Origin of the sequence: Myroides sp. 1354, from assembly GCF_030324495.1 — a bacterium.
GTDB lineage: Bacteria > Bacteroidota > Bacteroidia > Flavobacteriales > Flavobacteriaceae > Flavobacterium.
On sequence record NZ_JACAGN010000002.1, the window covers coordinates 123211 to 147473 of the forward strand.

Below are 24263 nucleotides of genomic sequence, written 5' to 3' on the forward strand. Positions count from 1 at the left end.
TCAATAGATTATCTAAAACTCATAAATGGATAACGCTCTAATAAATCGTCAATTTTTTCAATTAACGTATCTAAAAACTTCAAATGTTGTTCGGCTGTTGGATTAAAAGGGCGGTGATTCAATCCTTTTTGAACCTCATCGACCTTTTTCATTACTCCATACATTTGTTCATCAATATAGTGAAAAACAAAACGCTCCCAAATATAGTGTATCGCTATGTCATTCGGATGAATTAAATCTGCTGTATAAAAGCGATAATCGCGTAATTCATCCATCACAATTTCATAAACGGGAACATAACTTACTTTTTCATCCACCAACTCTTCTATTACTTCTTGCAATGCTGCATGTAGAATACTTTTACTTCGTTGATTAGGAACAAAACCATCTTTGATATGACGTACAGGGGAAATAGAACACAAAATCTGTGCTTCGCTATTAACAGTACGAATCAAACTCAATATATTTTTATAACTATCAACTACTTCTTCATAGGAGAGTAAACGTTTATCAAATTGCGTATTGGGTACTTTATGACAGTTGGCTACAATCTCACTCGTTTCTTTCAACGCATACACCCACGCGGTACCAAAAGTCAACGTAATATAAGTACTTTCGCGTAAGGCAACTTGTAGGTCGAATAATTTGACATTTAATTTCGTCACAATATCTTCTTGCTCTAATTCATTCAAATCAGAGTGCGCAACAAAAGAACTCCAAATTTCTTGGTGTTCAAAAACATCCTGTGCTGTAAACTCATATCCTTTGACAGCATAGTCCACCAACCTCTCTATTGCTTTAGGGTGAAATAAAATACCAAAAGGATTAATCGTTTGTTGAAACTGATACGCTTTAAACTTCTCTCCAATATTAACAGCGAAACAAGATCCTAAACAAAGGATTTTATCGTCATAAGTGATTTTCTTTCCTGTATACGATAAAGGCACAACGGTACTGAAATTCATATCTATTAGCTATAAGAAAAAAAGATCCCTACGAATAGGAATCTTTTTAAATCAATATATTATTTTAAATAATCAATCGCGTGACTGATTGCTTCTTTCATTCCTTCTGGATTTTTACCTCCTGCCGTTGCGAAGAAAGCTTGTCCTCCACCACCACCTTGGATGTATTTTCCTAATTCGCGAACAATTTGTCCAGCATTCAATCCTTTTGCCTCTACAATTTCTTTAGAAACATAACAAGTCAACATGGGTTTGTCATTGGCATTCGATCCCAATACAACATAAAGATTTGTCAATTCGCTTCCTAGTTCATAAGCTAAATCTTTTGCTCCATTTGCATCTAAGTCCACTTCAACCGCTAAGAAAGCAACCTCATTGATTAATTGAATTTGTCCTTTCAATTCTCCTTTTAGGTTTTTAGCTTTTTCTTTCAACAATTGCTCCACTTGTTTTTTCAGTTTTGCATTCTCCTCTTGTAAAGCGACAACGGCTTTCAGCGTATCTTGAGGATTTTTCAATACTGCTTTTAATTCTTTCAGCGTATTTTCTTGCTCTGCAAAGAAGGCTCTTGCTGCTTTATTGGTAATTGCTTCTATACGGCGAATTCCCGCTGCAACTGCTCCTTCACTCACAATTTTAAACTGCCAAATATCAGCTGTATTTTGCACGTGAGTTCCTCCACATAATTCCATACTCTCACCGAAGCGAATGGCGCGAACTTCATCACCATATTTTTCACCGAAAAGCGCCATGGCTCCTTCAGCTACCGCTTGGTTAAAAGGTATGCTGCGTCTCTCAATCAAAGGCAATTGTTCGTGAATGCGATTATTTACAAACTCTTCCACCAATTGCAATTCTTCTTCTGTCACCTTAGCAAAATGCGAAAAGTCAAAACGCAAATGCGTTGGAGAGACTAAAGATCCTTTTTGCTCCACATGCGTTCCTAAAATTGTGCGCAAAGCTTGGTGTAATAAATGCGTTGCTGAGTGGTTCGCCATCGACTGTTGACGAGCATCTACATCAACTTTCGCTGTAAAAGTCCCCTCTACATTAGATGGCAGCTCTCTTACAATATGTAGAATTAAATTATTCTCTTTTTTCGTATCAATTACTTGAATTGCTTCATTAGCAGAAACGATTAATCCACAGTCTCCTACTTGACCTCCTCCTTCTGGATAGAAAGGAGTGGCATCCAATACCAATTGGAATAACTTCCCGTCTTTCTTGCTATCTACCTTTCTGTAGCGCGTAATTTTTACTTGGTTTTCTAATTGATCGTACCCTACGAATGTTTCCACATTACCTCCAATTAAAAGAGTCCAATCGTCAGTAGAAACTTCTGATGCAGCTCTTGAACGCGTTTTTTGCTCATTCATTGCTGCTTCAAATCCTTTCTCATCTAATTCAAATCCTTTTTCTCTTAAGATTAATGCTGTAAGGTCAATTGGAAATCCAAAAGTATCGTATAACTCAAAAGCTTTTGCTCCATCTACAACTTTTCCTTCAGTCTTTTCAATTACTTGATCCAACAAATGCAATCCTTGTTCTAACGTACGCAAGAAAGAAGCTTCCTCTTCTTTGATTACATTTTCAACCAAGTTTCTTTGAGATACGATTTCTGGGAAGAAAGCGCCCATTTGTACCGATAACACTTCAACTAATTGATAGATAAAAGGCTCTTTTGTTCCTAAGAATGTAAACCCGTAACGAATTGCACGACGTAAAATACGACGAATTACATATCCTGCACCGTTGTTTGATGGCAACTGTCCGTCTGCAATAGCAAAAGCAACTGCACGCACGTGATCCACCACAACGCGAATAGCAATATTTACTTTATTTTGTTGTTCTGTGATATCTTTTACGGTATTGTCTGTATACTTCAGCCCTGTAATGGCTTCAACCTTGCGAATTAATGGTGTGAATACATCCGTATCGTAATTTGACGTAACCCCTTGCATTGCCATACACAAACGTTCAAATCCCATTCCTGTATCTACGTGTTGCGCGGGCAATTTCTCCAAAGAGCCATCCGCTTTACGGTTGAACTCCATGAATACATTATTCCAAATCTCTACTACTTGAGGGTGATCTGCATTAACCAAAGAAAAACCAGAAACAGCTGCTCTTTCTGCATCGGTACGCAAATCGATATGAATCTCAGAACAAGGTCCACAAGGTCCTTGATCTCCCATTTCCCAGAAGTTGTCTTTTTTATTTCCTAAGATGATGCGATCTTCTGACACATATTGTTTCCACAGGTCAAAAGCTTCTTGATCAAAAGGAACATTTTCGGCAGGGTTTCCCTCAAAAACAGATACGTACAAACGATCTTTCTCCAATTTCAAAACTTCCGTTAAGAATTCCCATGCCCAAGCGATTGCTTCTTTTTTGAAGTAATCCCCAAATGACCAGTTACCCAACATTTCAAACATGGTATGGTGATAGGTATCAAAACCAACATCTTCTAAGTCATTGTGCTTTCCAGAAACGCGTAGACATTTTTGTGTATCTGCAATACGTTTGCTTTTCGGCGTGGCGTTTCCTAAAAAATATTCTTTAAACTGGGCCATCCCAGAGTTGTTAAACATTAAAGTTGGATCGTCTTTTAAAACGATCGGTGCTGAAGGAACAATTAAATGTCCTTTTTCTTCAAAAAAGTTTAAAAACTTCTGACGAATTTCTTGTGATTTCATATTTTCGGAAACTAATATTTTCTATCCAACATTTAAATAACTTACTAATTGCACGCCACCCTCTCTTTTTAACCAACAAAATCTGTTAATTTTTTATTTCCATTTGTTATTTAACCAAGTATTAAACCAAAACATTGTTTAAATTTGTTGTTTAATGCCTTTTTTAAACCAAACAAGGGTGTTTACAAAATTAGTGCAAAAATAGTGTTTTTTAAATTATGGCTAAGGTAAAATATTATTACGATTCCGAAAAGTTAGCGTTTCACAGAATACGTCACAAATCTTCTAAGCGAATCGTAAATGTATTCTTGTTCCTCCTATCTGCGGCTGTCTTTGGTTTACTGGGATTATTTATTTTAATTAACTCCAATATTCTAACGACTCCGAAAGAAAAGATGTTAGAAAGAGAGGTTGCAGAATTTAAAACCAACTATACATTACTCAATAAAAAAATTGACCTTATCGCAGAAGTGCTAGATGAGCTTGAGATTCGCGATAACGAAATTTACAGGGCGTATTTCAACACAGCCCCTATTCCAGAAGAACAGCGCAAAGCGGGATTAGGAGGAATTAATCGTTATAAAGAATTTAAAAATTTACAAAACGAAAAGTTATTGCGTCTAACGACAGAAAAAATAGATATCATTGCCAAGCAAACAGCTATACAATCGCGATCCTTGGACGATATCATCAACCTAGCAAAAGGAAAAGAGAAATTATTAGCAGCAATCCCGGCGATTCAACCCGTAAAAAACGAAAGTTTAAAACACATGGCTTCAGGGTATGGATATCGAAGTGATCCCTTTACCAAAATCAAGAAGTTTCACTCGGGTATGGATTTTTCTGTCAATATAGGAACGCCAATTTATGCAACTGGAGACGGACGCGTAACGAGAGCCAACAATCAACTTTCGGGTTATGGTAATTTGATTGAAGTAGAACACGGTTATGGGTATCAAACGCGTTATGCGCATTTAAGTAAATACAATGTCAAACAAGGACAACTTGTAAAAAGAGGAGATATTATTGGCTATGCAGGAAGTACAGGGCGAAGTTCTGGTCCGCATTTACACTATGAAGTGCATTACAAAGGAAATCCTGTCAATCCATTGAACTATTATTATGGCGATATTTCTGCCAAAGAATTTGAATTATTATTACAAGAAGCTAACCATGAAAATCAATCGCTAGACTAATGAAAGTTAATTTACCTGAAAAAAGATATTACAGCATTGGCGAATTGGCAAAGGCTTTCGACGTCAATACCTCTTTGATCCGTTTTTGGGAAAAGGAATTCGATATCATCAAGCCCAAAAAAAATGCCAAGGGCAATCGCATGTTCTCTCAACAAGATGTCAAAAATTTTGAATTGATTTATCATCTTGTGAAAGAAAGAGGATTCACCTTAGAGGGAGCCAAGGAACAACTCAAACTCAAACCAAAAGAAGCTGTTGACAACCTAGAAATTATCAAGCGATTGGAATACATCAAAGAAACATTAATAAGTATAAAAAACGAACTTTAAAACAAAACAAATGAAAAAAGCGTTACCTATTATCATCGTATTAGTTGTATTAATTGGAGGATACTTCTTATTATCCATGAATTATCAAAATACAGCCTTAGGACACAAACAAGCCGTAGATAAATCATGGGCAGATGTGGAAGGAGCTTACCAAAGAAGAAATGACCTGATTGGAAACTTAGTTGAAACCGTAAAAGGAGCTGCTGATTTTGAGAAATCAACTTTAGAAGCTGTAGTAAACGCAAGAGCAAAAGCTACTTCTGTTTCGATTGACCCAACCAATATGACAGAACAACAATTAGCAAACTTCCAACAAACACAATCTGGAGTTTCTAGTGCGTTAGGGCGTTTATTAGTTACGGTTGAGAAATACCCTGACTTAAAAACAAACCAAAACTTCTTGAAATTACAAGACGAATTAGCAAGTACAGAGAATCAAATTTTCACTCAACGTTCGCGTTTCAATGATGCTGTACAAGTATATAACGGATATGTTCTAAAAGTACCGAATAAGTTTTTCTTAAGTGGTTATGCCGAAAGACCATTCTTCAAAGCGGAAGCTGGAGCTGAAAGCGCACCAAAAGTAAAATTCTAATCGCCTATGCAACCGATACATCAATTTCTAAGTCCTGCAGATGAGCAGGAAATTATAGAGGCTATCACACAAGCAGAGAAAAATACTACAGGAGAAATCAGGGTTCACATTGAAACACAAGCAACAAAAGAACCCTATACGAGAGCTCAAGAGGTATTCTTTGAACTAGGGATGGACAAAACAACCCATGCCAATGGAGTTTTATTCTATATCTGTTTAAGCTCTAAAGCTTTTGTTATTCTGGGTGATAAGGGAATTGATCAACGCGTAAAGGCAGAAAATTTTTGGGAAGGAACCAAAGAACTTGTCATCAATCACTTTAAACAAGGAGCATTTAAACAAGGACTTATTTATGGGATTCTCAAGGCAGGTAGTCAATTAAAAGTGTATTTCCCCATGGTTGGAGAAAACAAAAATGAACTATCAAACGAAATATCAAAAGCTTAACACAACATGCAAAAAAGACAGAACAACGTCCTATCCTTTATTGTATTTGCCTTCCTTTTACTTTGGTCGCAGGTCAATTACGCACAATTTGATATTCCAGCTAAGCCAACGGGGTCCAAACAAACAGCGGTTTACGATTATGCTCAGATTCTCAGTAGTCAACAAAATAAAGCATTAGAACAAAAATTGATCCATTATAGTGATACAACCTCAACGCAGATTGTGGTTATCACAATTCCCTCTCTACAAGGAGAAAGCATTGGTATTCTAGGCCCTAAATGGGGGCAAACTTGGGGAATTGGTCAAAAAGGGAAAGACAATGGTGTTTTAATCTTAATGGCTGCTGAAGAAAGGCAAATTGGAATCTATCCCGGTTACGGTGCTGAAGTTCAAATTACAGCAGGACAAGGAGGGGAATTGATTCGAAATCGAATTATTCCCGAGTTTAAACGAGGGGATTACTATGCGGGCTTAAATGAAGGTGTAGATGGAATCATGGAAATGCTTGCTGGCACCTATCAAGCGGATAAAGACGCTCGAATGGATGGAGATAACGAAATTGGAGGGTTATTTTGCTTGATAGCGATTATCGCTTTGATTGTAGGAACCATTCTATTCAACAAAAATAAAAACAACGGGGGTGGTCCTGGAAATAATTCAGGCCATCGTGGTTTCTTAGATGATTTAACCAGTATGGTTATCCTCAGCAACTTAGGCAGAAGCTCCGGTGGCGGCTTTGGCGGGGGTGGAAGCTTTGGAGGCGGCGGCGGTTTTGGCGGCGGCTTCGGAGGTGGTGGATTCTCTGGTGGTGGATCTAGTGGAAGCTGGTAACCAAGCAAATAAAAAAGGGGTAGTTTAAACTACCCCTTTTTTATTTGCTATCGCATTGTTCGAATCATACCTCCACGAGGTCCTCCTCCGTAATTTCCTCTCCCCCCTCTATTTCCTCTCATCTCTTTCGATCCAAAAGCTTTTAAACTATAAGTCAACGAAAACATAACATAGCGCTTTAACACTAAACTCTCCGAATCAACAATCGAAGTTGCATCAATCGTTCGCCTAGAACTCGTGTTCTGATTCAACATATCATACACTTTGACTTTTGCCTTGAATCGATCATTGAAAAACTCATAGGCCAAACTCACATTCCACATATAGAAATCACGATTATATCCTGATGCAATTTGCGAGTTATACGTATAGGTAAAATCATTTCCTATTGTGAACTTATTCGGCCAATACAACACCGTCTCTAATGCAGCATTGTGCACAAAATTGCTCGCGCGATCTACACTGAAATTCTTATAACTCGACCAGTTTCTGCTGTAATTATAAGAAGGTGAGATTCGGAATAATTCTCCATAATCTAAGTTTACATATACCCTCGGACTAATTCCATTGTTGATGGCATCATAGGTCACTCCATCCATATACCCTTTGTTTACATTTTGGTTGTAACGCACATTAATTCCATAACGCATGGTCAATTCCTCCCATTTCTCTGATCGATACCAGGAACCATACAAAGACCAGTTATAGGCCCCTGAAACATTTTTATAGGTTGATATACTCTTTCTGTCCTCATCGTAATCAACTGCATTGACAATACTATTGTTCATCAGGTTAATATTTCCACTAAGAGAATAGCCCGATCGCGTTTGAAAATCATAGGATCGATAGCTCAAATTAATACCGTGATTACCTGTTGGACGCAAATTTGGATTTCCAACAAAAGTATGTAGTGGGTTACTTACATCTACAATTTCCAACAATTGCGTTGCACTTTGATAACTGACATTGTAATTATACGTCATCCAAAAATAACTTCCTTTTGTAGCTGCATAGCTAACATTAAAACGAACATTAGGATCGATATACTTTTTATCCAACGAATAGTTTTGACTATTATAAAGAGCTGTTACGCTGTTCTTAACAATATTAGTTGATGTATTAAAATCAGCGAACCACTTTTTGTATTTGTAATTGAATCCTACATAAGGAGCCACTGTAGTCTGAACCGTATTATAATGATTCGTTTGTAGCATATTCAACTCTGAATACGCTTGTGTGCTCTCATCATAATCATATACTTTGGCATCTGTAATCGTTTGATTTCTATCCCAATTACTTCCTATCAACAAGGTCAATGAGTCCGTAATAGGCTGGCTATATTCCATAGTAAAACGATACGTATCGTTGGTATTGTTCTGTCTTTGAAACTGACGACGAATATCATCTTCTTGTTCTGATTTATAAAAGCGCGTAGTTGATTCTTGTAGAGCGTCACTTGAGTTAACGCTATTGGCATTCATAAATTCGAGTGTAAAAAACTGACGGTCTCTCTTCAATTTACGCATATAACGCATGGCATTAGAAAAACTATTACTATCCCCTTTACTGGTAGCTTGAGATTCGCTATCATTCAAGAGTTCTCCATTTTCATTGAGTGCTTGATCTTTAGAACTTGTTATGGAACGCGAATAATTCGTTTGAAAATTAGGCATAATATAAAAGGAATCTTTCTCTCCGATATAATCGATGGATACATTAGCCGAATGTCCTTCAGAATCACTATTTGCTCCTGATTCTGAATTGTTCACAAACTCCCCCGAAGGTAAAAATTGCCTTACTGTTGATCTATTTTTACTTTCCGTATCTGAAAAATTGTAATTATAACTGCCGTTTACTTTTAATTTGGTATTGATATCTTGCACAAAATTCAATCCTAGCATACGCGATTCTGTAATTCCACCCGAGCTCTTCCCCATTCGCATATTATCAAATACCTCATCCATAGAAAATCCCATGGCATTGATATTATTGGCCGAACCAATCACATTCAATTGGGTTTTCTTGAAAAATGTATTGAAGAATAAACTGCTTTCATAGCGTTTATCAGACCCATATCCTCCTGTTATTTTTCCGAAATACCCTTTATTATTCTCTTCATCAATGGTAATATTAATACTCGCATCTTCTGATTTTGCCCGTTCTCCCGTAAATTTTTCTTTTTTTGTTTTCTTATCTGTTACTTGCACTTTATTGATAATCTCTGAAGGTAAATTCTCTAAGGCAATTTTACCATCCTCTCCAAAAAAAGGTTTACCATTCACTAAAATCTCCTTGACTTCTTTTCCGTTTACTGTGATTTTTTTATTTTCATCAATCTGAAATCCGGGTAACTGTTTTAACAATTGTTCTAAATTAGCATCTGGACGAACGGTAAAAGAAGAAGCATTAAATTCTAAGGTATCCTTTTTAACTCGAATTGGCGGTACATCTGCCTTGATGACTACTTCATCTAAACTGGTTACCAATTCTTGTAGGCGTATTATCCCTAGGTCATAGTTTGATTCACTCGTTTTTTCAATCGCTTTCGTATAAGGCTTAAATCCAACCATACTCGCTTTGAAGAGTACTTTTTCATCAGGCATTTTAATCTTTAAATCAAATTTTCCTTCCGCATTTGACATATTGTATTCCAATACCGTATTGTCCTTTTCCTTCACTAAATAAACGGTAACCGCTTCTAACGGATTTTTGACAGAATCTGTTATTAATCCTTTGAATTGAACCGTTGATTGACTACAAACAACCTGGGTTAATAAAACAATTAAAATAAAAATTACATTCTTCATAGTAATAAAAAACGGTCTTTGTTCTCACAAACAAAGACCGTATATTTTAGTATAATTACAATTATTTTTGTCTAAAATAGATGTCAATAGGTACACCACTAAAGTCATAAATTTCGCGTAACTTATTCTCAACAAACCTTTTATATGGGTCCTTAATATATTGAGGTAAATTAGCAAAAAACACAAACTGAGGTGAAGGTGTTGGCAACTGCATACAATATTTAATCTTAATATACTTTCCTTTGATTGCAGGAGGAGGAGTATGCTCAATGATTGGTAACATTGTTTCGTTAAACTTAGAAGTAGAAATACGGTTTTTTCTATTTTCATAGACTTGAACAGCCGTTTCTAATGCTTTTAACAAACGTTGTTTTGTAATAGTTGACGTAAATACAATAGGCACATCCGTAAATGGAGCAATGCTTTCGCGAATTTTATCCTCAAATTGTTTTGACGTTAGTGTTTCCTTATCGATCAAGTCCCACTTATTTACTAAAATAACAATTCCTTTTCTATTTTTCTCTGCTAACCAAAAAATATTTTGATCTTGTCCTTCAAACCCTCTCGTAGCATCAACCATCAAGATACAAACATCACTGTGCTCGATGGCGCGAATAGAGCGCATAACAGAGTAAAACTCTAAATCTTCTTTTACTTTTGTTTTTCTACGGATACCTGCAGTATCAACTAAATTAAAGTCAAATCCAAATTGAGTAAAACGCGTATCAATAGCATCTCTTGTAGTTCCCGCAATATCTGTTACGATATAACGATCTTCACCAATTAACGCATTGATAAAACTAGATTTCCCAGCGTTAGGACGTCCTACTACCGCGAAACGAGGTAGTTCCCCATCTTCGCTTTCTTCTCTTACTTCCTCTTCTGGCAATACTTTGATTACTTCATCTAATAGATCACCTGTTCCACTACCACTCATTCCTGCAATTGGATAAATTTCACCCAATCCTAAATTGTAGAACTCATAAGTATCTTCCATACGCTTTCCGCTATCTACCTTATTCACTGCTACAAAAACAGGTTTTGTTTCACGGTGTAATAATTTAGCTACCTCAGCATCCATTGGAGTAATTCCCTCCTCTACGTCAACTACAAATATGATAACATCAGCCTCTTCAATAGCTAATGCTACTTGACGTCTGATTTCTTCTTCAAAAACATCATCAGAACCTTTTATATATCCTCCTGTATCAATTACAGAAAACTCTCTTCCATTCCATTCTGATTTGCCGTAGTTTCTATCACGGGTTACTCCGCTAACCGAATCTACAATTGCCTCTCTCCTTTGAATCAAGCGATTAAAGAAAGTGGATTTTCCTACGTTTGGTCTCCCAACTATGGCTACTATACTACTCATATACTATTTAAATATCTCGCAAAGTTAATATTTCAATGCAATATTTGACGCTATTATTTAATTTCTCTATTTTTTTTGATTGTATCCAAAGCGTTTCAACTGATAATCGCTCGATCTCCAATCTTTATTCACTTTGACAAATAATTCCAAGTGTACTTTTTTACAGAAGAATTTCTCCATCTCTTCACGGGCAGCAATTCCAACTTTCTTTAAAGCTGCTCCTTTGTGTCCGATTAAAATTCCCTTCTGTGTATCACGCTCTACCATAATAATAGCCTTGATGCGAATAATTTCCTCTTCCTCCTTGAATTCTTCTGTTTCTACCTCAACTGCGTATGGAATTTCTTTATCGTAATTCAATAGGATTTTTTCACGAATAATCTCATTTACAAAGAAACGCTCTGATTTGTCTGTCAGGGCATCCTTTGAATAATAGGGAGGTGATTCAGGAAGTAACTCGATAATGCGATCATAAACCGCTTGTGTATTGAATTTTTCTAATGCGGAGATCGGAAAAATTTCTGCATTGGGAACTTTAGATTTCCATAAATCTACTTGTTCTTCTAATTGCTGTTGATTGGATTTATCAATTTTGTTCAACAACAATAAGATTGGCACTTTGGAATGGATAATACGATTGAAAAAGGCTTCGTCTTTCAATTCTTTTTCTCCTACTTCCACCATATAAATCAAGACGTCTGCGTCTTCAAAAGCAGATTTCACAAAATCCATCATCGATTCTTGTAATTCGTACGCTGGTTTAATAATACCTGGCGTATCCGAAAATACAATTTGATAGTCCTCTTCATTTACAATTCCCAGAATACGATGTCTTGTTGTTTGTGCTTTTGATGTAATTATCGATAATCGCTCTCCTACTAACGCATTCATTAGAGTCGATTTCCCTACATTGGGATTACCTATAATGTTCACAAATCCAGCTTTATGTGCCATAAAAATATATTTTTCGCTACAAAGGTAGTTTTAATCCCTGAGATAGTTTAAAAAAAATGTAAGAACTCGACTTAAATCCTTCCTAAAAGTTTTTTTCAACGCCAAGATTTTGATTTAGATGTGATTTTACTAGCTTTATCCTTTTAAAGCGAATACAATTTTATGCATACAAACCAGAAACATTGGTCCATAGTAGAATATTTACATGAAACTGTAAAGAATCCCAACATTCACATTAAAGGAACAACAAGTTACTACAGCGCTGCGTGGAGTGGGACATTTGAAGAAAGTGTAGTGCGTTATTTATACGGAGATGCTTATAGTAGCAGCCAATGGGAACCCGCATGGCCTATTGACCAACTGTATATTGGATCTTATGTTTGCATCGCTGCTGAAGCCGTGATTCTAATGGGAGGAAATAATACACACCGCACGGATTGGTTTAGTTTATATCCATTTATCGAAACGATTGTAGAATCTTACGAAGGAAAAGGAGATACGGTTATTGGCAATGGGGCTTGGATTGGTATGCGTGCAATGATTATGCCTGGTATTACCATTGGTGAAGGCGCTGTCATTGCCTCTGGCGCTATTGTAACGAAAAACGTTGCTCCTTATACGCTAGTTGCAGGTAATCCTGCAAAACCCATTAAAACTAGATTTGACGAGGCAACCATTGCCCGTTTACGACAATTGAATATTTACGATTGGGAAGAGTCTAAATTTAAAGCATTACAATCATTTATTACAGCAAATGATATTGACATGTTAGAAGAACAGAGTTATTTATACGACCAATCCGTCCTAGTTAAGAAATAACTTAAAAAAACATTCCCTACCATCCAACTGCTTTCCAACACATTACATCACAATTCGGGACATACAAACCGATATAAACAAAGTTTTTCATTGATTTACTTGGTTTGTATTAATATTAGTTTGTATATTTGCACCACAATAGCGCGGGATAGAGCAGTAGGCAGCTCGTCGGGCTCATAACCCGAAGGTCACAGGTTCGAGTCCTGTTCCCGCTACTAAGCCAAAAAGACTTAATCTAACGATTGAGTCTTTTTTTTTTGCTCAAATTCTCCCTCTTGTTCTACATCTTCAATAAAATATTTTTTGACGTTGTACCGCTTTATCTATCCAATAGTGACTTTTTTATCCCTTAGAGACAAAAATATGCGGTATTGTCCCTGTGATTTTAATTTTAAACCTTTGCTGGAAAATACGACAATTATGAACACATTAGCACAGCAAATTGACGAACTAAATCAAAATTTAGCCCAACAAGTCCCCACTGAAATTTTAACTAGTTTTGGTCAATCTATTGCAGATATAAAGAAATTACAACTCGAAGACAACTGTATTCAACTCGGAGCGATTTTTCCCAATTTTAAACTTCAAAATACCACCAATCAAATCGTAGAATTAAGCGATTTACTACAAAAAGGACCTGTCATAATTAGTTTCTTTCGCGGTAGCTGGTGTCCGTATTGCAATTTAGAATTACGTGCCTTACAACAAAAATTAAATAGTTTGGAAAATCAAACAGCTACACTTGTAGCCATTTCTCCTCAACTCCCCACTTATAACGCTTTATTAAAAGAAAATCAAAGCTTGGAATTTGAACTTTTAACGGATCAAGACAATTGTTTAGCCAAACAAATCGGAATTGCTTTTGAGTTACAAGACTACGTTCGTCCAATTTACCAAAGCTTAGGAATTGACTTGACGACTTATAATGGCAGTATACAACAAGAACTACCTATTCCCGCTGTTTTCGTAGTAGATTCAACAGGCCGAGTGACATATAAATTTGTAGATGCAAATTACATGAACCGAATGGATGTCAATGAATTGTCATAACTCATAAAGTAGGGGCGGATGACTATCCGCCCCTTACTCTTTCTATTTTTAAATAGAAAAGCCTTCACACCTTTCCTTTGCGAAAAGCAGACATACTCATTCCTTTGTGCCGTTTGAAAAACTTATTGCAGTGACTTTCATCTGCAAAACCAAATTCATCGACAATTTCATTAATTCGCATTTCGCTGAATAACAATCGATGTTCTAGTAAGCGAATCTTATAGGCGGACAGATAAGATTGTAAAGACTCTCCACTATGCTTGCGGAAATAGCTACCAAAATAAGTGGAAGACATGCCAAATTGATTAGCCACTACTGCTATCTTCAGTAATGCTGGTTCGCGAATATGTTCTTGTATATAGTTTAGGATTGAAATAATCTTCGTATCAGCATGATTCGACAGAGGTTCCAATTGAATCATAGCAATATTTCGTGCAGCTATCACTAAAATAGCATTGACCAAATGGCGAATCAAATCTTCTTGATACATGGCTTCCATTTCTACTACTTTTCTCAACATTTGCATACCTTGTACAATCAATTCCTTATCTTCTTCATTCACTAAAACAGAAGCGGACAGTTGAGAAGCATAATGCAATAAACATTCAATATGATCAATACTCTTCCATTGATATTCTTTGACATAGGATTCTCCAAAGCGAATTACCATAAACTCACACATTCCCTCTAAATCAAACTCATGACAATCTTGAGGGGTAATTAAAAACAAATCCTCAACTTGAAATTGAATGCAATTTCCATTCACCTTATGACTCCCCTTACCCGAAAGCACATAAACCAATTCGAAAAAATTAAATTGTCTATCGCGCAACGGACAACTGTCTATTTGTTCATAGTATACCTCTAATGCTTGGTATATATTTTCTCTTGCCATCTTGTAAAGATACTGATTTACACTTGAATTATACCTAAAAAACACGATTAAATCAGTCTATTTTTGCACAAACATAGAAGAATACGGTAATTTTATATCTACTTTTTCTATAGTATATCCATAATTTACATTTATACTTATGATACAGCAAGACATTTCCATCGAATTGATGCAAGCCATAAATGAAAGTCCATACAATCAGCTTGATTACGACTATTTGTTGGCTCATAACCCTAAACAAATTCGCCTAGAAGAGCAAAAAATTGCAGAAACGGAAGAGCCTTTGGTTATTCCCCAAGACTTAACTGTAACTGATATTGAAATCCCTTCTCGCGATAGTAACCGTAACATTCGATTAAGAACTTATCGCCCAAAAAGCCAAAATAATCTACCTGTGCTGTTGTATTTTCACGGTGGAGCTTTTATCTACGGAACACCTGAACAATACGACTTCCTTTTTTTTGAATTAGCATCTGCCCTTCAAATACTAATCGTTTCGGTGGATTATCGCCTAGCGCCAGAACATCCCTTTCCTGCGGCTTTACACGATGGATATGATGCATTGCGCTGGTTATCCAAACAAGCACACACCTTAGGTGGAAATACCGACAATCTCAGTATTGGAGGCAGTAGCGCAGGAGGAACGATTGCTGCTTCTCTTGCACAATATGCCTTAGATCTAAAAGAAGTTACCGTTCGCCATCAGTATTTGATTTATCCTCCAATGGATCATCGCTTACAAACTCCTTCTATGGTATTATTAGGTAATGCTCCCATGCAAAGCAAGGAGGCAGCTACTTGGATGTGGTATCATTATTTAGGAAAAAATATAAGTACCCCTCTACCGTATGCTGTACCAGCATTGCAAGGAGATTTAAGTCAACTTCCACCAGCGACCATTGTCGTTGCTGAATATGACCCCCTCAAAGATGAAGCCCTTCAATATGGTCAACGCCTACAACAAGCCAAAGTTTCTACAACAATTTTTGAAGTAAAAGGAGCCACTCATGTCTTTGACTTTTTTCCTACCAGAATGGCGAGAGAATTTTGGCAAACACAAATCTCCTATTTAAGAACCATTTTTACCCGATAATCACATGAACATTTTAGTTATTAACGGACATCCAAATCCAAATAGTCTCAATGCAACAGTAGCACAAACCTATATTCAAACGGCAGAATCCCTAGGCGCTACGGTTCGTTATCTCGCTATTGGCGAATTAGACTTTAATCCCAATTTACAATATGGTTATGCGCAACGCATGGAATTAGAACCTGATTTGTTACGCGCCTTAGACGATATCTATTGGAGTACACACCAAGTATGGATCCATCCGATGTGGTGGATGGGCATGCCTGCCGTTATGAAAGGATTCTTTGATCGTCTATTTCTACCTGGATTAGTATTTAAACATCATTCCACCACGCATACAGAAGGTCTTTTACAAGGTAAAACAGCACGTATTTTAGTAACGATGGGAGATTTATCTCCAGAAATCCATCAATCGACTTATCAATCTAGCGGATTAATTCCACTACAAGAGGGCATATTAACCTATTGCGGAGTGCAGATTCAACAGACCGAAGTAGTAGGTCCATTAAATGATTATAGCCCATCTGATATTAAAAATTTACTTGAACAAGTGAAGCAAAACGCTCAAGAAGACATCAAAAAGTATCAAAATCAAAACATTTACTCTCAAAATCAAAAATAAAACAAATCACACAACATTAACAACCAACGAATTATCCTTAAAAAAAGAACAACATCCAAAATTCTTTTTTCTTTTTACTTGTTTTGTATTGATATTAGTTTGTATATTTGCACCACAATAGCGCGGGATAGAGCAGTAGGCAGCTCGTCGGGCTCATAACCCGAAGGTCACAGGTTCGAGTCCTGTTCCCGCTACTAAGCCAAAAAGACTTAATCTAACGATTAGGTCTTTTTTTGTTAACCAGTTAAAGCTAACTCGCTTTTTCGGATCAGGTGCAAAAGTTGGAACGGTAGAGGTTACTTATGAGAAAAGCCTAAACAACAAATCTACATTGGGTATTTCAGATTTAAAGTTTTGAAATACTAAGCTCGATAGATGGCAGAAAATACATACCCCTCCTGAGCGAACGACCTATACTAGAGGTGCAGATATAATTGATCTATCTGTTGGATTAGGTCACAAATGGGTAACCAAAAGCAGATTTACATTTGAAGCCAATATTAGCTGGGGCAAACTATTATTTAATCCAAAGAAAACAGACCATGACCAAGTCGCAAGATTTGGTGCACAGATTGACTATAAGTTCTAACATAAAAGGGAGACTGTTTATAAACAACGGTCTCCTATTGTTTACTCATTTGATTGTATTCATACATTTCGATTGCTACTTTAAGTAACCCTAAGAATCCTATTGCAAATACAACCAAACCCGTAGCTACTTCATTCAACACTTTGTTGTCTGACCCAAAATATCCAATCCCTGCGATAACAAACAGAAAGAAAATCAAGATAGTCAAGCCATATAAGGCAATTTTCCCTTTTCGTCTGCTTCGCCAAATGTTTTTAGAAAAATCATTCTGCGTTTTAGTCACATCTTGCAAAGAAGAAAAACTAACACCTATTCCCACAAAAATAAGCGATAGATTAAAATTACTCAAAAAAGTATCTTTTAAACCAAGATAGGACTCATCATAAGGGGTTTTAAGAATTGCCAATACCCCCATAACGAGGAACGGATACTGCAAATAGCTGATAATATGGAAAGTTTGTTTGATGTTCATCTTATTTTTATTCATCATAATGGGTGGGAGTGGGATGTACTACATATCCTTAACTAGAGATTCCTGCAAGCGATTAACCATTTACAGACTCTTCCATTGTAGGTCGTTTACGAGTACCAACCATCACTTCCGTAATTAAGCTTTTTATATTTTCATTGACTTCATCCTTGGGTTCTAACACTAAGGCTTCTTCAATCAATACCAAGGCTTCTTCATCGCGTTCTGCCAATAGTAAATTCATCGCGTGATTGCCCATCAAAGCAAAGTCATCTGGTTTGCGCTTCATGGACTCCCTTGAATAATACAATGCTTTTTCTAAATCTTGTACGTGAATCGCTTCTAAGGCTGCTTCCATAGGAATGGAATGATTTTCAATATCTATTACAAAGGCTTTTTCTAATAACGCTAAAGCTTCTTCGTGTCTTTCTAGACGTTGTAGCGATTTAGCCATCAAAACCATACTCGGCCAATGATCGTCAATTAGAGCCAAGCATTGTTCAAAGTAATGAACCGATTCTTCTAACTTCAATCGATCAGTAGAATTTAACTTTTTCGTGCGATAATCACCCAATAAAATAAGGTCTTTTTGCTTTTCACAAGCTAAGTCATAAGAGGCATTAAAATCCTCCATATGCTTTCTTTCCGCTTCATCAGCATCAATTTGATTGTAAATGGTTCCGTTCAACAACTGCTCAATCTCTTCTGGTACTAATTCTTTACTATAAGCTGAATAAGGGTTTAAAACAAAAGTAGATCCCTTGGTCATCCCAAATAAATCTTTCCCCTCCAAACTGATATAGGATACTTTTTCTTTGATTATATCTTGATCAAAGATACGATTCAAAGAAGTAAATACAGGGATTACTCCATCATCATAAGACACCAACTTTACATTTGTATGTTCCTCAACATCTTGAAGTCCTTCCTCTTGATCTAGAAAAGAAGGCGTTAATACTACCAGTTGATTCCAAAGTAACTTTTGATAAAAGTACTTTCGCGCATCCAAATCTGACGCTCCTTCCATCAAGTAACGTTCCAATTCATTTTCAGGGAATGTTGATTCTTTTTCTTTTTTCTTTTTAAAAATATCGAATAATTTCATTTTTTAACTTCTACGTAACGCATCAAACCCTTTTTACTATACTCTTCAATTTAAATTTAGAGCCTACACTTTTCTCAACTTCTACTATACAATTCTTTTCACCTTCCTTCCAAACGCTTTGTATTTATTGCAAAAGAAAACAGCATGAAACTTAAATAAAATAAATATGCAATACAAAAGTGATTCCTATAGGTGTTTTTCCAATATACATTCAATCTCTCTAGAAAAATTCACCGTCATGAAATGACTTCCTCCCATAATTAAATAATCATATGCAATATATTTACAAGGTAAAATTCGATCTTTATTACCGTGAATATGAATCAAATTGGATGGAAATTCTTCATTTTTCCAATTTAAAATAGCATCAATTGCCCAGGTAAGAAATGTACAATCTGTATCAGATAAAATTTCTTTAAGTAAATACTTGTCCTCCTTAGTTTGTACACCAAAAAACCAATACGTTATACCATTACAACGTTTCAGTAAAAAAGTAGGCATCCATTGATGCAACTTATATTTTCCTATAAAAGCATACAATGGGGGCAGTTCCTTTCTTCCCTTCGCAGAGGCAAGTAAAATCACCTTTTTCACATGGCGGATTTTAGCGATTTCAACTGCTACCATACCACCGAATGACAATCCCATCAACATAAAATAATCTTCCTTAATTTGTTCTGCGATACGAGCAGCATACGAGGGTAAAGTATCATTTTGTAAAGGGGTTATCCAAGAAATAAAGACCATATTTGTATTTTTAAACTCAAAAGTATCAAAAACACGATTATCTACACCTAAACCACTTAACACATAGAGTTTACTCACGTTTTTTCTTTTTTTCGCCGGCAATAGCTTTAAAATTAGCCGCTGACTTCATTCTCAATTGAACCACAGCTGTTGCTTGATCTAATCCTACTTGATCCAAGGGAATTACCGTGTAATCAACGATATAATGTTTATCCAACAATATCGTACTCGCCGATGCATTCACAATAACACCATCAATCATGTAAATTAAATTGCCTTTAAAACTGATATTCCCTTTTGTCCATTGATCTAAAACCACTAGATCTGATTTATATCCTCCTTTAAAGGTCAAGGTTACTTTTTTATCAAAGCTCATCATACCAACCTGAAATAAACCAGTATCGGTTTTCACCTCTTCAATACTCTTGGGATTAATACCGAGTAAACTATAACCACTATACAACTTATTTTCGACTTCTATTGCGTAAGTATAGGTCAATTTATCTAAATCCTTTGCTTTGACTTGGGATGGCATTGCTGCAGACAAATCTGTTTTTTGTTTTTGTTGGGCAAGTATAGTAGTACTTGTCAATCCAAGGGCCATCATCCCCAATATTCCCAATGTTTGAAATACTCTCATTTTGTTTTTTTTATTAAATGTAAACAAAAACTGCATAGCTTAAACCTCAAACTAAAAAAAGGTTTGTGTTATTCACACAAACCTTTCATTTACTCTATTTACATGAGCTCTGCCGCCACATCTTCCCATTCCTGCATCAAAGCCTCTATTTTCTTTTTATTTTGCTCATAGGCTTTAAAAAAGCTCTCATCTTGCATCAGTTTTTCGTAATCTTCAGCCAATCGCGCATCGTCTTTTACGACTTTTTTCTCCAATTCACTGATTTCACTTTCGATTTTACTCAATCTATTTTGAAGCGTTTTTTGCTTCTTTTGATCTTCATAAGATAACGCAACCACTTTCTTCTCCTCCACTTTCACTTCTACTTGAGGCTCTTTCTTATCGCTTTTCTTCTCAATTTCACGCATATTTTGTGCTTTGCGTTCGTCTAAGAAGTAATTGATATCACCTAGATACTCTTTGATCTTTTGATCTTTGAATTCATAGACTAAATTCGTCAATCCTTGTAAGAAATCACGATCGTGAGAAACTAAAATCAACGTTCCTTTGAAGTTTAACAATGCTTGTTTCAACACATTCTTAGATTTAATATCCAAGTGGTTGGTCGGCTCATCCATTAGCAATACATTAATTGGAGATAACAACATACGACACAAAGCCAAACGGTTTCGCTCTCCTCCAGAAAGCACTTTCACTTTCTTTTCTACATCATCCCCTCTAAACAAAAATGCACCTAACATATCGCGTACTTTCACGCGATTACCATCCGTTGCCGCATCTAACATCGTATCTAAAAGCGTTTTCTCTCCATCTAAATAGTCTGCTTGATTCTGAGCAAAATATCCAATTTGAACATTATGCCCTAATTTAATAGAACCATCGTATTCAAATTCTTCCATCACAGCTTTGATCAACGTCGATTTTCCTTGACCATTTTGTCCTACAAAAGCAATCTTACTACCACGCTCTATCAAGAAATTGACATCTTTAAAAATAACTTTATCACCAAAGCGTTTTGTAACCCCTTCCATTTCCAATACAACCTTACCTGGGTCGATACTCACTGGAAAAGAAATATTCATCACCGCATTGTCATCTTCATCCACCTCAATACGCTCTACTTTATCTAATTTCTTGATTAAAGATTGCGCCATGGAGGCTTTTGTTGCTTTATAGCGGAATCGCTCAATAAGCTTTTCGGTTTCTTCAATCTTCTTAGCCTGATTCTTTTGGGCTGCCAATTGCATTTCGCGCAATTCTTCACGTAAAATCAAATACTCCGAATACGGTTTATCGAAATCGTAAATCTTCCCTAGTGATATTTCAATGGTGCGATTAGTCACGTTATCTAAGAACATTTTATCGTGGGAGATAATCACCACTGCTCCAGGATAACTTCTTAGAAATTGCTCCAACCAAATAATACTTTCAATATCCAAGTGGTTGGTCGGCTCATCGAGTAAAAGCACATCATTATCTTGCAATAACAATTTCGCTAATTCGATACGCATACGCCATCCCCCAGAAAAGGTATCCGTAAGATTCTCAAAATCCTCACGTTTAAACCCTAATCCTTGTAAGATACGCTCTGTATTACCTACGTAATTATATCCACCGATAATTTCAAAACGATGGGTTAAGTCGCTTAGTTTTTCGATCAGTTCCGAATAGGATTCTGACTCGTAATCCGTGCGTTCAGCTAATTCTTTATTTACATTATCTAAAGTAGCCTCTACAGCTTTTATCTCTTCAAATGCTTGATAAGCTTCATCTAAAACGGTTCTCCCTGGAATAAATTCGATATCCTGACGTAAAAAACCTATTTTTAGTTCTTTCTCCATGGCAATACTCCCCGTATCCGGTTCCATATCCCTAGATAAAAGTTTCAACATTGTTGATTTTCCAGCGCCATTCTTCCCAACTAATCCAACGCGATCACCAGCACCAATTCTGAATGTAACGTTTTCAAATAAGTATTCGCCAGAAAACGATACAGACAAATTATGTATATTCAACATAAATATTACTTCTTTAATTTAAACTTTTTATAGCGATGAATGGAAATATTTTCCTCTAACGCTATGTTATTCTCTATATAATTATACAATTGTTCTGCTAAATAAGGAGCTAGTAAAACACCACGTGTTCCCAATCCATTTAATACAAAAATACGATCTGATTCTAGACTTCTTCCCAACAAAGGTCGTCGATCTTTTACTGTAGGGCGAACCCCAGCGATATGCTCTACAATTTCAAAATCCAAATGAACAAAACTCTTCAATCCCTCAATTAATTCTGCTTTCCCTTCTTTTGTAGGAACATCTGTTTTATCTTCCCAATTATATGTTGCTCCAAGCTTATATTTGTCCTCTCCGATTGGAATCAAAAACACACCTGCTTTCAACATAAAATCACAATTCAGACCTGGAATCTTAACAATCATTAATTCTCCTTTGGTGCCATCTAAGGGTAATTCTTTGAAGAACGGATTTTGCAACAAACCAAAACCTTCAGCAAACACAATATGTTTGGCGCTAATTCCCTTATAAGAAACACCATCATTGTCGTATTTCAATAGGGCATAGTCAAAATTTTCTTTCTTATAGCACCCCAATTGAGTTAAATGTTGACGATAGGCTGGAATCAATTCATCTGTTTCCAGATAACCGGTAGACCGAACTTTTCCTAAACCAAAGGACAAATCTACCCCATCTATTCTCTTCTTTTCAATTTCCGGAGATAAAAAGGCATTTAAATTTGGTCGATCTGCAGCTTGAAACCAATTATTTTGTTCTTCAATCGAAGCTAAACGTCGATATAAATCCATCGGAAACCAACATTTAAGTTGCAATTTAGCCTCTAAAGCAGGATAAAATACTTCAGCTATGGCCAACTGTTCATTTACTTTCCATACATCTGTAAAGCGTTTAAGAACGACAGGATTATACATTCCACCAGCGATTAAAGAAGAAGAGCGTTCTTCTGAATCAACAACAACGAACGTTTTGCCTTCTTGCGCTAACTTTTCTGTAAAAGCAATTCCTGCTAATCCAGTTCCTACAACAATATAATCCACCATACTTGACATCATAAAAAAAGCTCTTATCTAATTTAGATAAGAGCTTTATAAATTAGTAATTACAAAATTAGTAATTCCATAAATCATCTTCAAGGTTTCTGATCAATTCTTTGATGCGTTCGCCTTCAAATAATTGACTTAACTCTCCACCTTTGATATAATCGTTGATTCTAGAATCCCCGTATTGATTATCTGCTTTATAAATCGTAGAGCTAAAACGTCTAGCATTCAACAGATGATCAAAGTTCATTGGATTCATTGGGTTCTTAGAGTTAAATACCTGAGCATCGAATAACGTATTTCTAGCATTCGGGAAGAATATCCAGAAAAGTTCAACTGCATTCTCAACATCAGCACCTTTTGTATAAAGGTCAACTACTACTGGAGCAATTCCCAACAAACGGTATTTTAACTGTCCTTCGTTGCGGTCAAAATACCACAATCCAACCACGTGATACGATTTTACATCAGATGGACGTAATTCGATACGTTGAATATATTCCTCTGGAATTCTTTCACCAGCATTATAGTATTCAATACCAGCATCTGTAGTATCAATTTTCACGAAAGATGTTTCAAGTTCCTTTAATGTTCTTTTTCTTTTAAAGTCACTATCATCGTATACTTCTGTGATAGCCCCAGACTTAATACCATCAATCAACGCTTGGAACATAGATTTTCTTCCATCTCCCGAAACTTCTTCGATTGGATAGTAATAAGACTCATTCGCTTTCTCTTCTAGAGAAATATTTTCCCACACTTTTATACCAAACAAGATGTCCTTATCTGCTACATATCCGTATGGAATTGGTCCTTCGCTTTGTACGTATATATCTTGAATACTTTTAATTCCAATTTCTTCCGCAGACTGAGCATTTAACAAGTTTTTTTGTGCTGATGCTTGCAATGAGAATATTGAAAATGCTACAAATAGTGAAATTTTTTTCCAGTTCATATTAT

Annotated in this window: 22 protein-coding genes and 2 tRNA genes; 11 read left to right on the forward strand and 13 right to left on the reverse strand. The window is 36.2% G+C overall.

The window, feature by feature from the left end; genetic code table 11:
• Window positions 1-8: 8 nt before the first annotated feature.
• Entirely contained in the window at window positions 9-965 is a 957-nt protein-coding gene (locus tag HX004_RS03450; protein ID WP_286440908.1) for a GSCFA domain-containing protein, read from the reverse strand.
• A 59-nt stretch (window positions 966-1024) separates the two neighbouring features.
• Entirely contained in the window at window positions 1025-3661 is a 2637-nt protein-coding gene (alaS, locus tag HX004_RS03455; protein ID WP_286440909.1) for an alanine--tRNA ligase, read from the reverse strand.
• A 218-nt stretch (window positions 3662-3879) separates the two neighbouring features.
• Between alaS and HX004_RS03460 the strand changes: the two genes are divergently transcribed.
• From HX004_RS03460 to HX004_RS03480, 5 genes are read left to right on the forward strand one after another with little or no spacing between them, the layout of a single operon-like run.
• Window positions 3880-4857, forward strand: a complete 978-nt coding sequence (locus tag HX004_RS03460; protein ID WP_286440910.1) for a M23 family metallopeptidase — start codon at window positions 3880-3882, stop codon at window positions 4855-4857.
• On the forward strand, window positions 4857-5186 hold the full coding sequence (locus HX004_RS03465; protein ID WP_002987612.1) for a MerR family transcriptional regulator: 330 nt from the start codon (window positions 4857-4859) through the stop codon (window positions 5184-5186). The genes HX004_RS03460 and HX004_RS03465 overlap by 1 nt, the downstream gene beginning before the upstream one ends.
• Window positions 5187-5196: 10 nt before the next feature.
• Window positions 5197-5781 carry a LemA family protein gene (locus HX004_RS03470; protein ID WP_286440911.1) on the forward strand — a complete coding sequence of 195 codons (585 nt, stop codon included), beginning with the start codon at window positions 5197-5199 and terminating at the stop codon, window positions 5779-5781.
• A gap of 6 nt (window positions 5782-5787) precedes the next feature.
• Window positions 5788-6228, forward strand: a complete 441-nt coding sequence (locus HX004_RS03475; protein ID WP_286440912.1) for a TPM domain-containing protein — start codon at window positions 5788-5790, stop codon at window positions 6226-6228.
• Between the two features lie 6 nt (window positions 6229-6234).
• Window positions 6235-7059: a TPM domain-containing protein gene (locus tag HX004_RS03480; protein WP_286440913.1), complete on the forward strand. Its 825-nt coding sequence runs from the start codon at window positions 6235-6237 to the stop codon at window positions 7057-7059.
• Between the two features lie 47 nt (window positions 7060-7106).
• Here HX004_RS03480 and HX004_RS03485 read toward each other — a convergent pair whose 3' ends face one another.
• From HX004_RS03485 to era, 3 genes are all read right to left on the reverse strand, one after another.
• Window positions 7107-9866 carry an outer membrane beta-barrel protein gene (locus HX004_RS03485; protein ID WP_286440914.1) on the reverse strand — a complete coding sequence of 920 codons (2760 nt, stop codon included), beginning with the start codon at window positions 9864-9866 and terminating at the stop codon, window positions 7107-7109.
• A gap of 61 nt (window positions 9867-9927) precedes the next feature.
• A complete protein-coding gene (der, locus tag HX004_RS03490) occupies window positions 9928-11241 on the reverse strand; it encodes a ribosome biogenesis GTPase Der (RefSeq protein WP_158962402.1) in 1314 nt (437 codons plus the stop codon).
• A gap of 66 nt (window positions 11242-11307) precedes the next feature.
• Window positions 11308-12195, reverse strand: coding sequence for a GTPase Era (gene era / locus HX004_RS03495; RefSeq protein WP_286440915.1), 888 nt, complete (start codon window positions 12193-12195; stop codon window positions 11308-11310).
• Window positions 12196-12357: 162 nt separating this feature from the next.
• Between era and HX004_RS03500 the strand changes: the two genes are divergently transcribed.
• The 3 genes from HX004_RS03500 to HX004_RS03510 all read left to right on the forward strand — a co-directional run bounded on the left by HX004_RS03500 (window position 12358) and on the right by HX004_RS03510 (window position 14064).
• On the forward strand, window positions 12358-13014 hold the full coding sequence (locus HX004_RS03500) for a CatB-related O-acetyltransferase (RefSeq protein ID WP_286440917.1): 657 nt from the start codon (window positions 12358-12360) through the stop codon (window positions 13012-13014).
• A gap of 142 nt (window positions 13015-13156) precedes the next feature.
• Window positions 13157-13229, forward strand: a tRNA-Met gene (locus HX004_RS03505).
• Between the two features lie 205 nt (window positions 13230-13434).
• Entirely contained in the window at window positions 13435-14064 is a 630-nt protein-coding gene (locus HX004_RS03510; protein WP_286440918.1) for a peroxiredoxin-like family protein, read from the forward strand.
• A gap of 64 nt (window positions 14065-14128) precedes the next feature.
• Here the strand turns inward: HX004_RS03510 and HX004_RS03515 are convergent, their stop codons facing one another.
• Window positions 14129-14959 (reverse strand): helix-turn-helix domain-containing protein, encoded by an 831-nt coding sequence (locus HX004_RS03515; RefSeq protein WP_286440919.1) that lies wholly within the window; start codon window positions 14957-14959, stop codon window positions 14129-14131.
• A gap of 139 nt (window positions 14960-15098) precedes the next feature.
• Between HX004_RS03515 and HX004_RS03520 the strand changes: the two genes are divergently transcribed.
• The 3 genes from HX004_RS03520 to HX004_RS03530 all read left to right on the forward strand — a co-directional run bounded on the left by HX004_RS03520 (window position 15099) and on the right by HX004_RS03530 (window position 16868).
• Window positions 15099-16052 carry an alpha/beta hydrolase gene (locus HX004_RS03520; RefSeq protein WP_286440920.1) on the forward strand — a complete coding sequence of 318 codons (954 nt, stop codon included), beginning with the start codon at window positions 15099-15101 and terminating at the stop codon, window positions 16050-16052.
• Between the two features lie 4 nt (window positions 16053-16056).
• Window positions 16057-16674, forward strand: coding sequence for an NAD(P)H-dependent oxidoreductase (locus HX004_RS03525; RefSeq protein WP_286440921.1), 618 nt, complete (start codon window positions 16057-16059; stop codon window positions 16672-16674).
• A 121-nt stretch (window positions 16675-16795) separates the two neighbouring features.
• Window positions 16796-16868 (forward strand) — tRNA-Met (locus HX004_RS03530).
• Between the two features lie 429 nt (window positions 16869-17297).
• Here the strand turns inward: HX004_RS03530 and HX004_RS03535 are convergent.
• The 7 genes from HX004_RS03535 to porN all read right to left on the reverse strand — a co-directional run bounded on the left by HX004_RS03535 (window position 17298) and on the right by porN (window position 24258).
• Window positions 17298-17735, reverse strand: coding sequence for a hypothetical protein (locus tag HX004_RS03535; protein WP_286440922.1), 438 nt, complete (start codon window positions 17733-17735; stop codon window positions 17298-17300).
• 73 nt (window positions 17736-17808) lie between these two features.
• Window positions 17809-18837 (reverse strand): SseB family protein, encoded by a 1029-nt coding sequence (locus HX004_RS03540; RefSeq protein ID WP_286440924.1) that lies wholly within the window; start codon window positions 18835-18837, stop codon window positions 17809-17811.
• Between the two features lie 186 nt (window positions 18838-19023).
• Entirely contained in the window at window positions 19024-19662 is a 639-nt protein-coding gene (locus tag HX004_RS03545; RefSeq protein ID WP_286440925.1) for an alpha/beta hydrolase, read from the reverse strand.
• On the reverse strand, window positions 19655-20224 hold the full coding sequence (locus tag HX004_RS03550) for a hypothetical protein (RefSeq protein ID WP_286440926.1): 570 nt from the start codon (window positions 20222-20224) through the stop codon (window positions 19655-19657). The genes HX004_RS03545 and HX004_RS03550 overlap by 8 nt, the downstream gene beginning before the upstream one ends.
• A 98-nt stretch (window positions 20225-20322) precedes the next feature.
• Window positions 20323-22242 (reverse strand): ABC-F family ATP-binding cassette domain-containing protein, encoded by a 1920-nt coding sequence (locus tag HX004_RS03555; RefSeq protein WP_286440927.1) that lies wholly within the window; start codon window positions 22240-22242, stop codon window positions 20323-20325.
• Window positions 22243-22247: 5 nt separating this feature from the next.
• On the reverse strand, window positions 22248-23315 hold the full coding sequence (locus HX004_RS03560) for an NAD(P)/FAD-dependent oxidoreductase (RefSeq protein WP_286440928.1): 1068 nt from the start codon (window positions 23313-23315) through the stop codon (window positions 22248-22250).
• A 55-nt stretch (window positions 23316-23370) separates the two neighbouring features.
• Window positions 23371-24258, reverse strand: coding sequence for a type IX secretion system ring subunit PorN/GldN (gene porN / locus HX004_RS03565; protein ID WP_286440929.1), 888 nt, complete (start codon window positions 24256-24258; stop codon window positions 23371-23373).
• Between the last annotated feature and the right edge of the window lie 5 nt (window positions 24259-24263).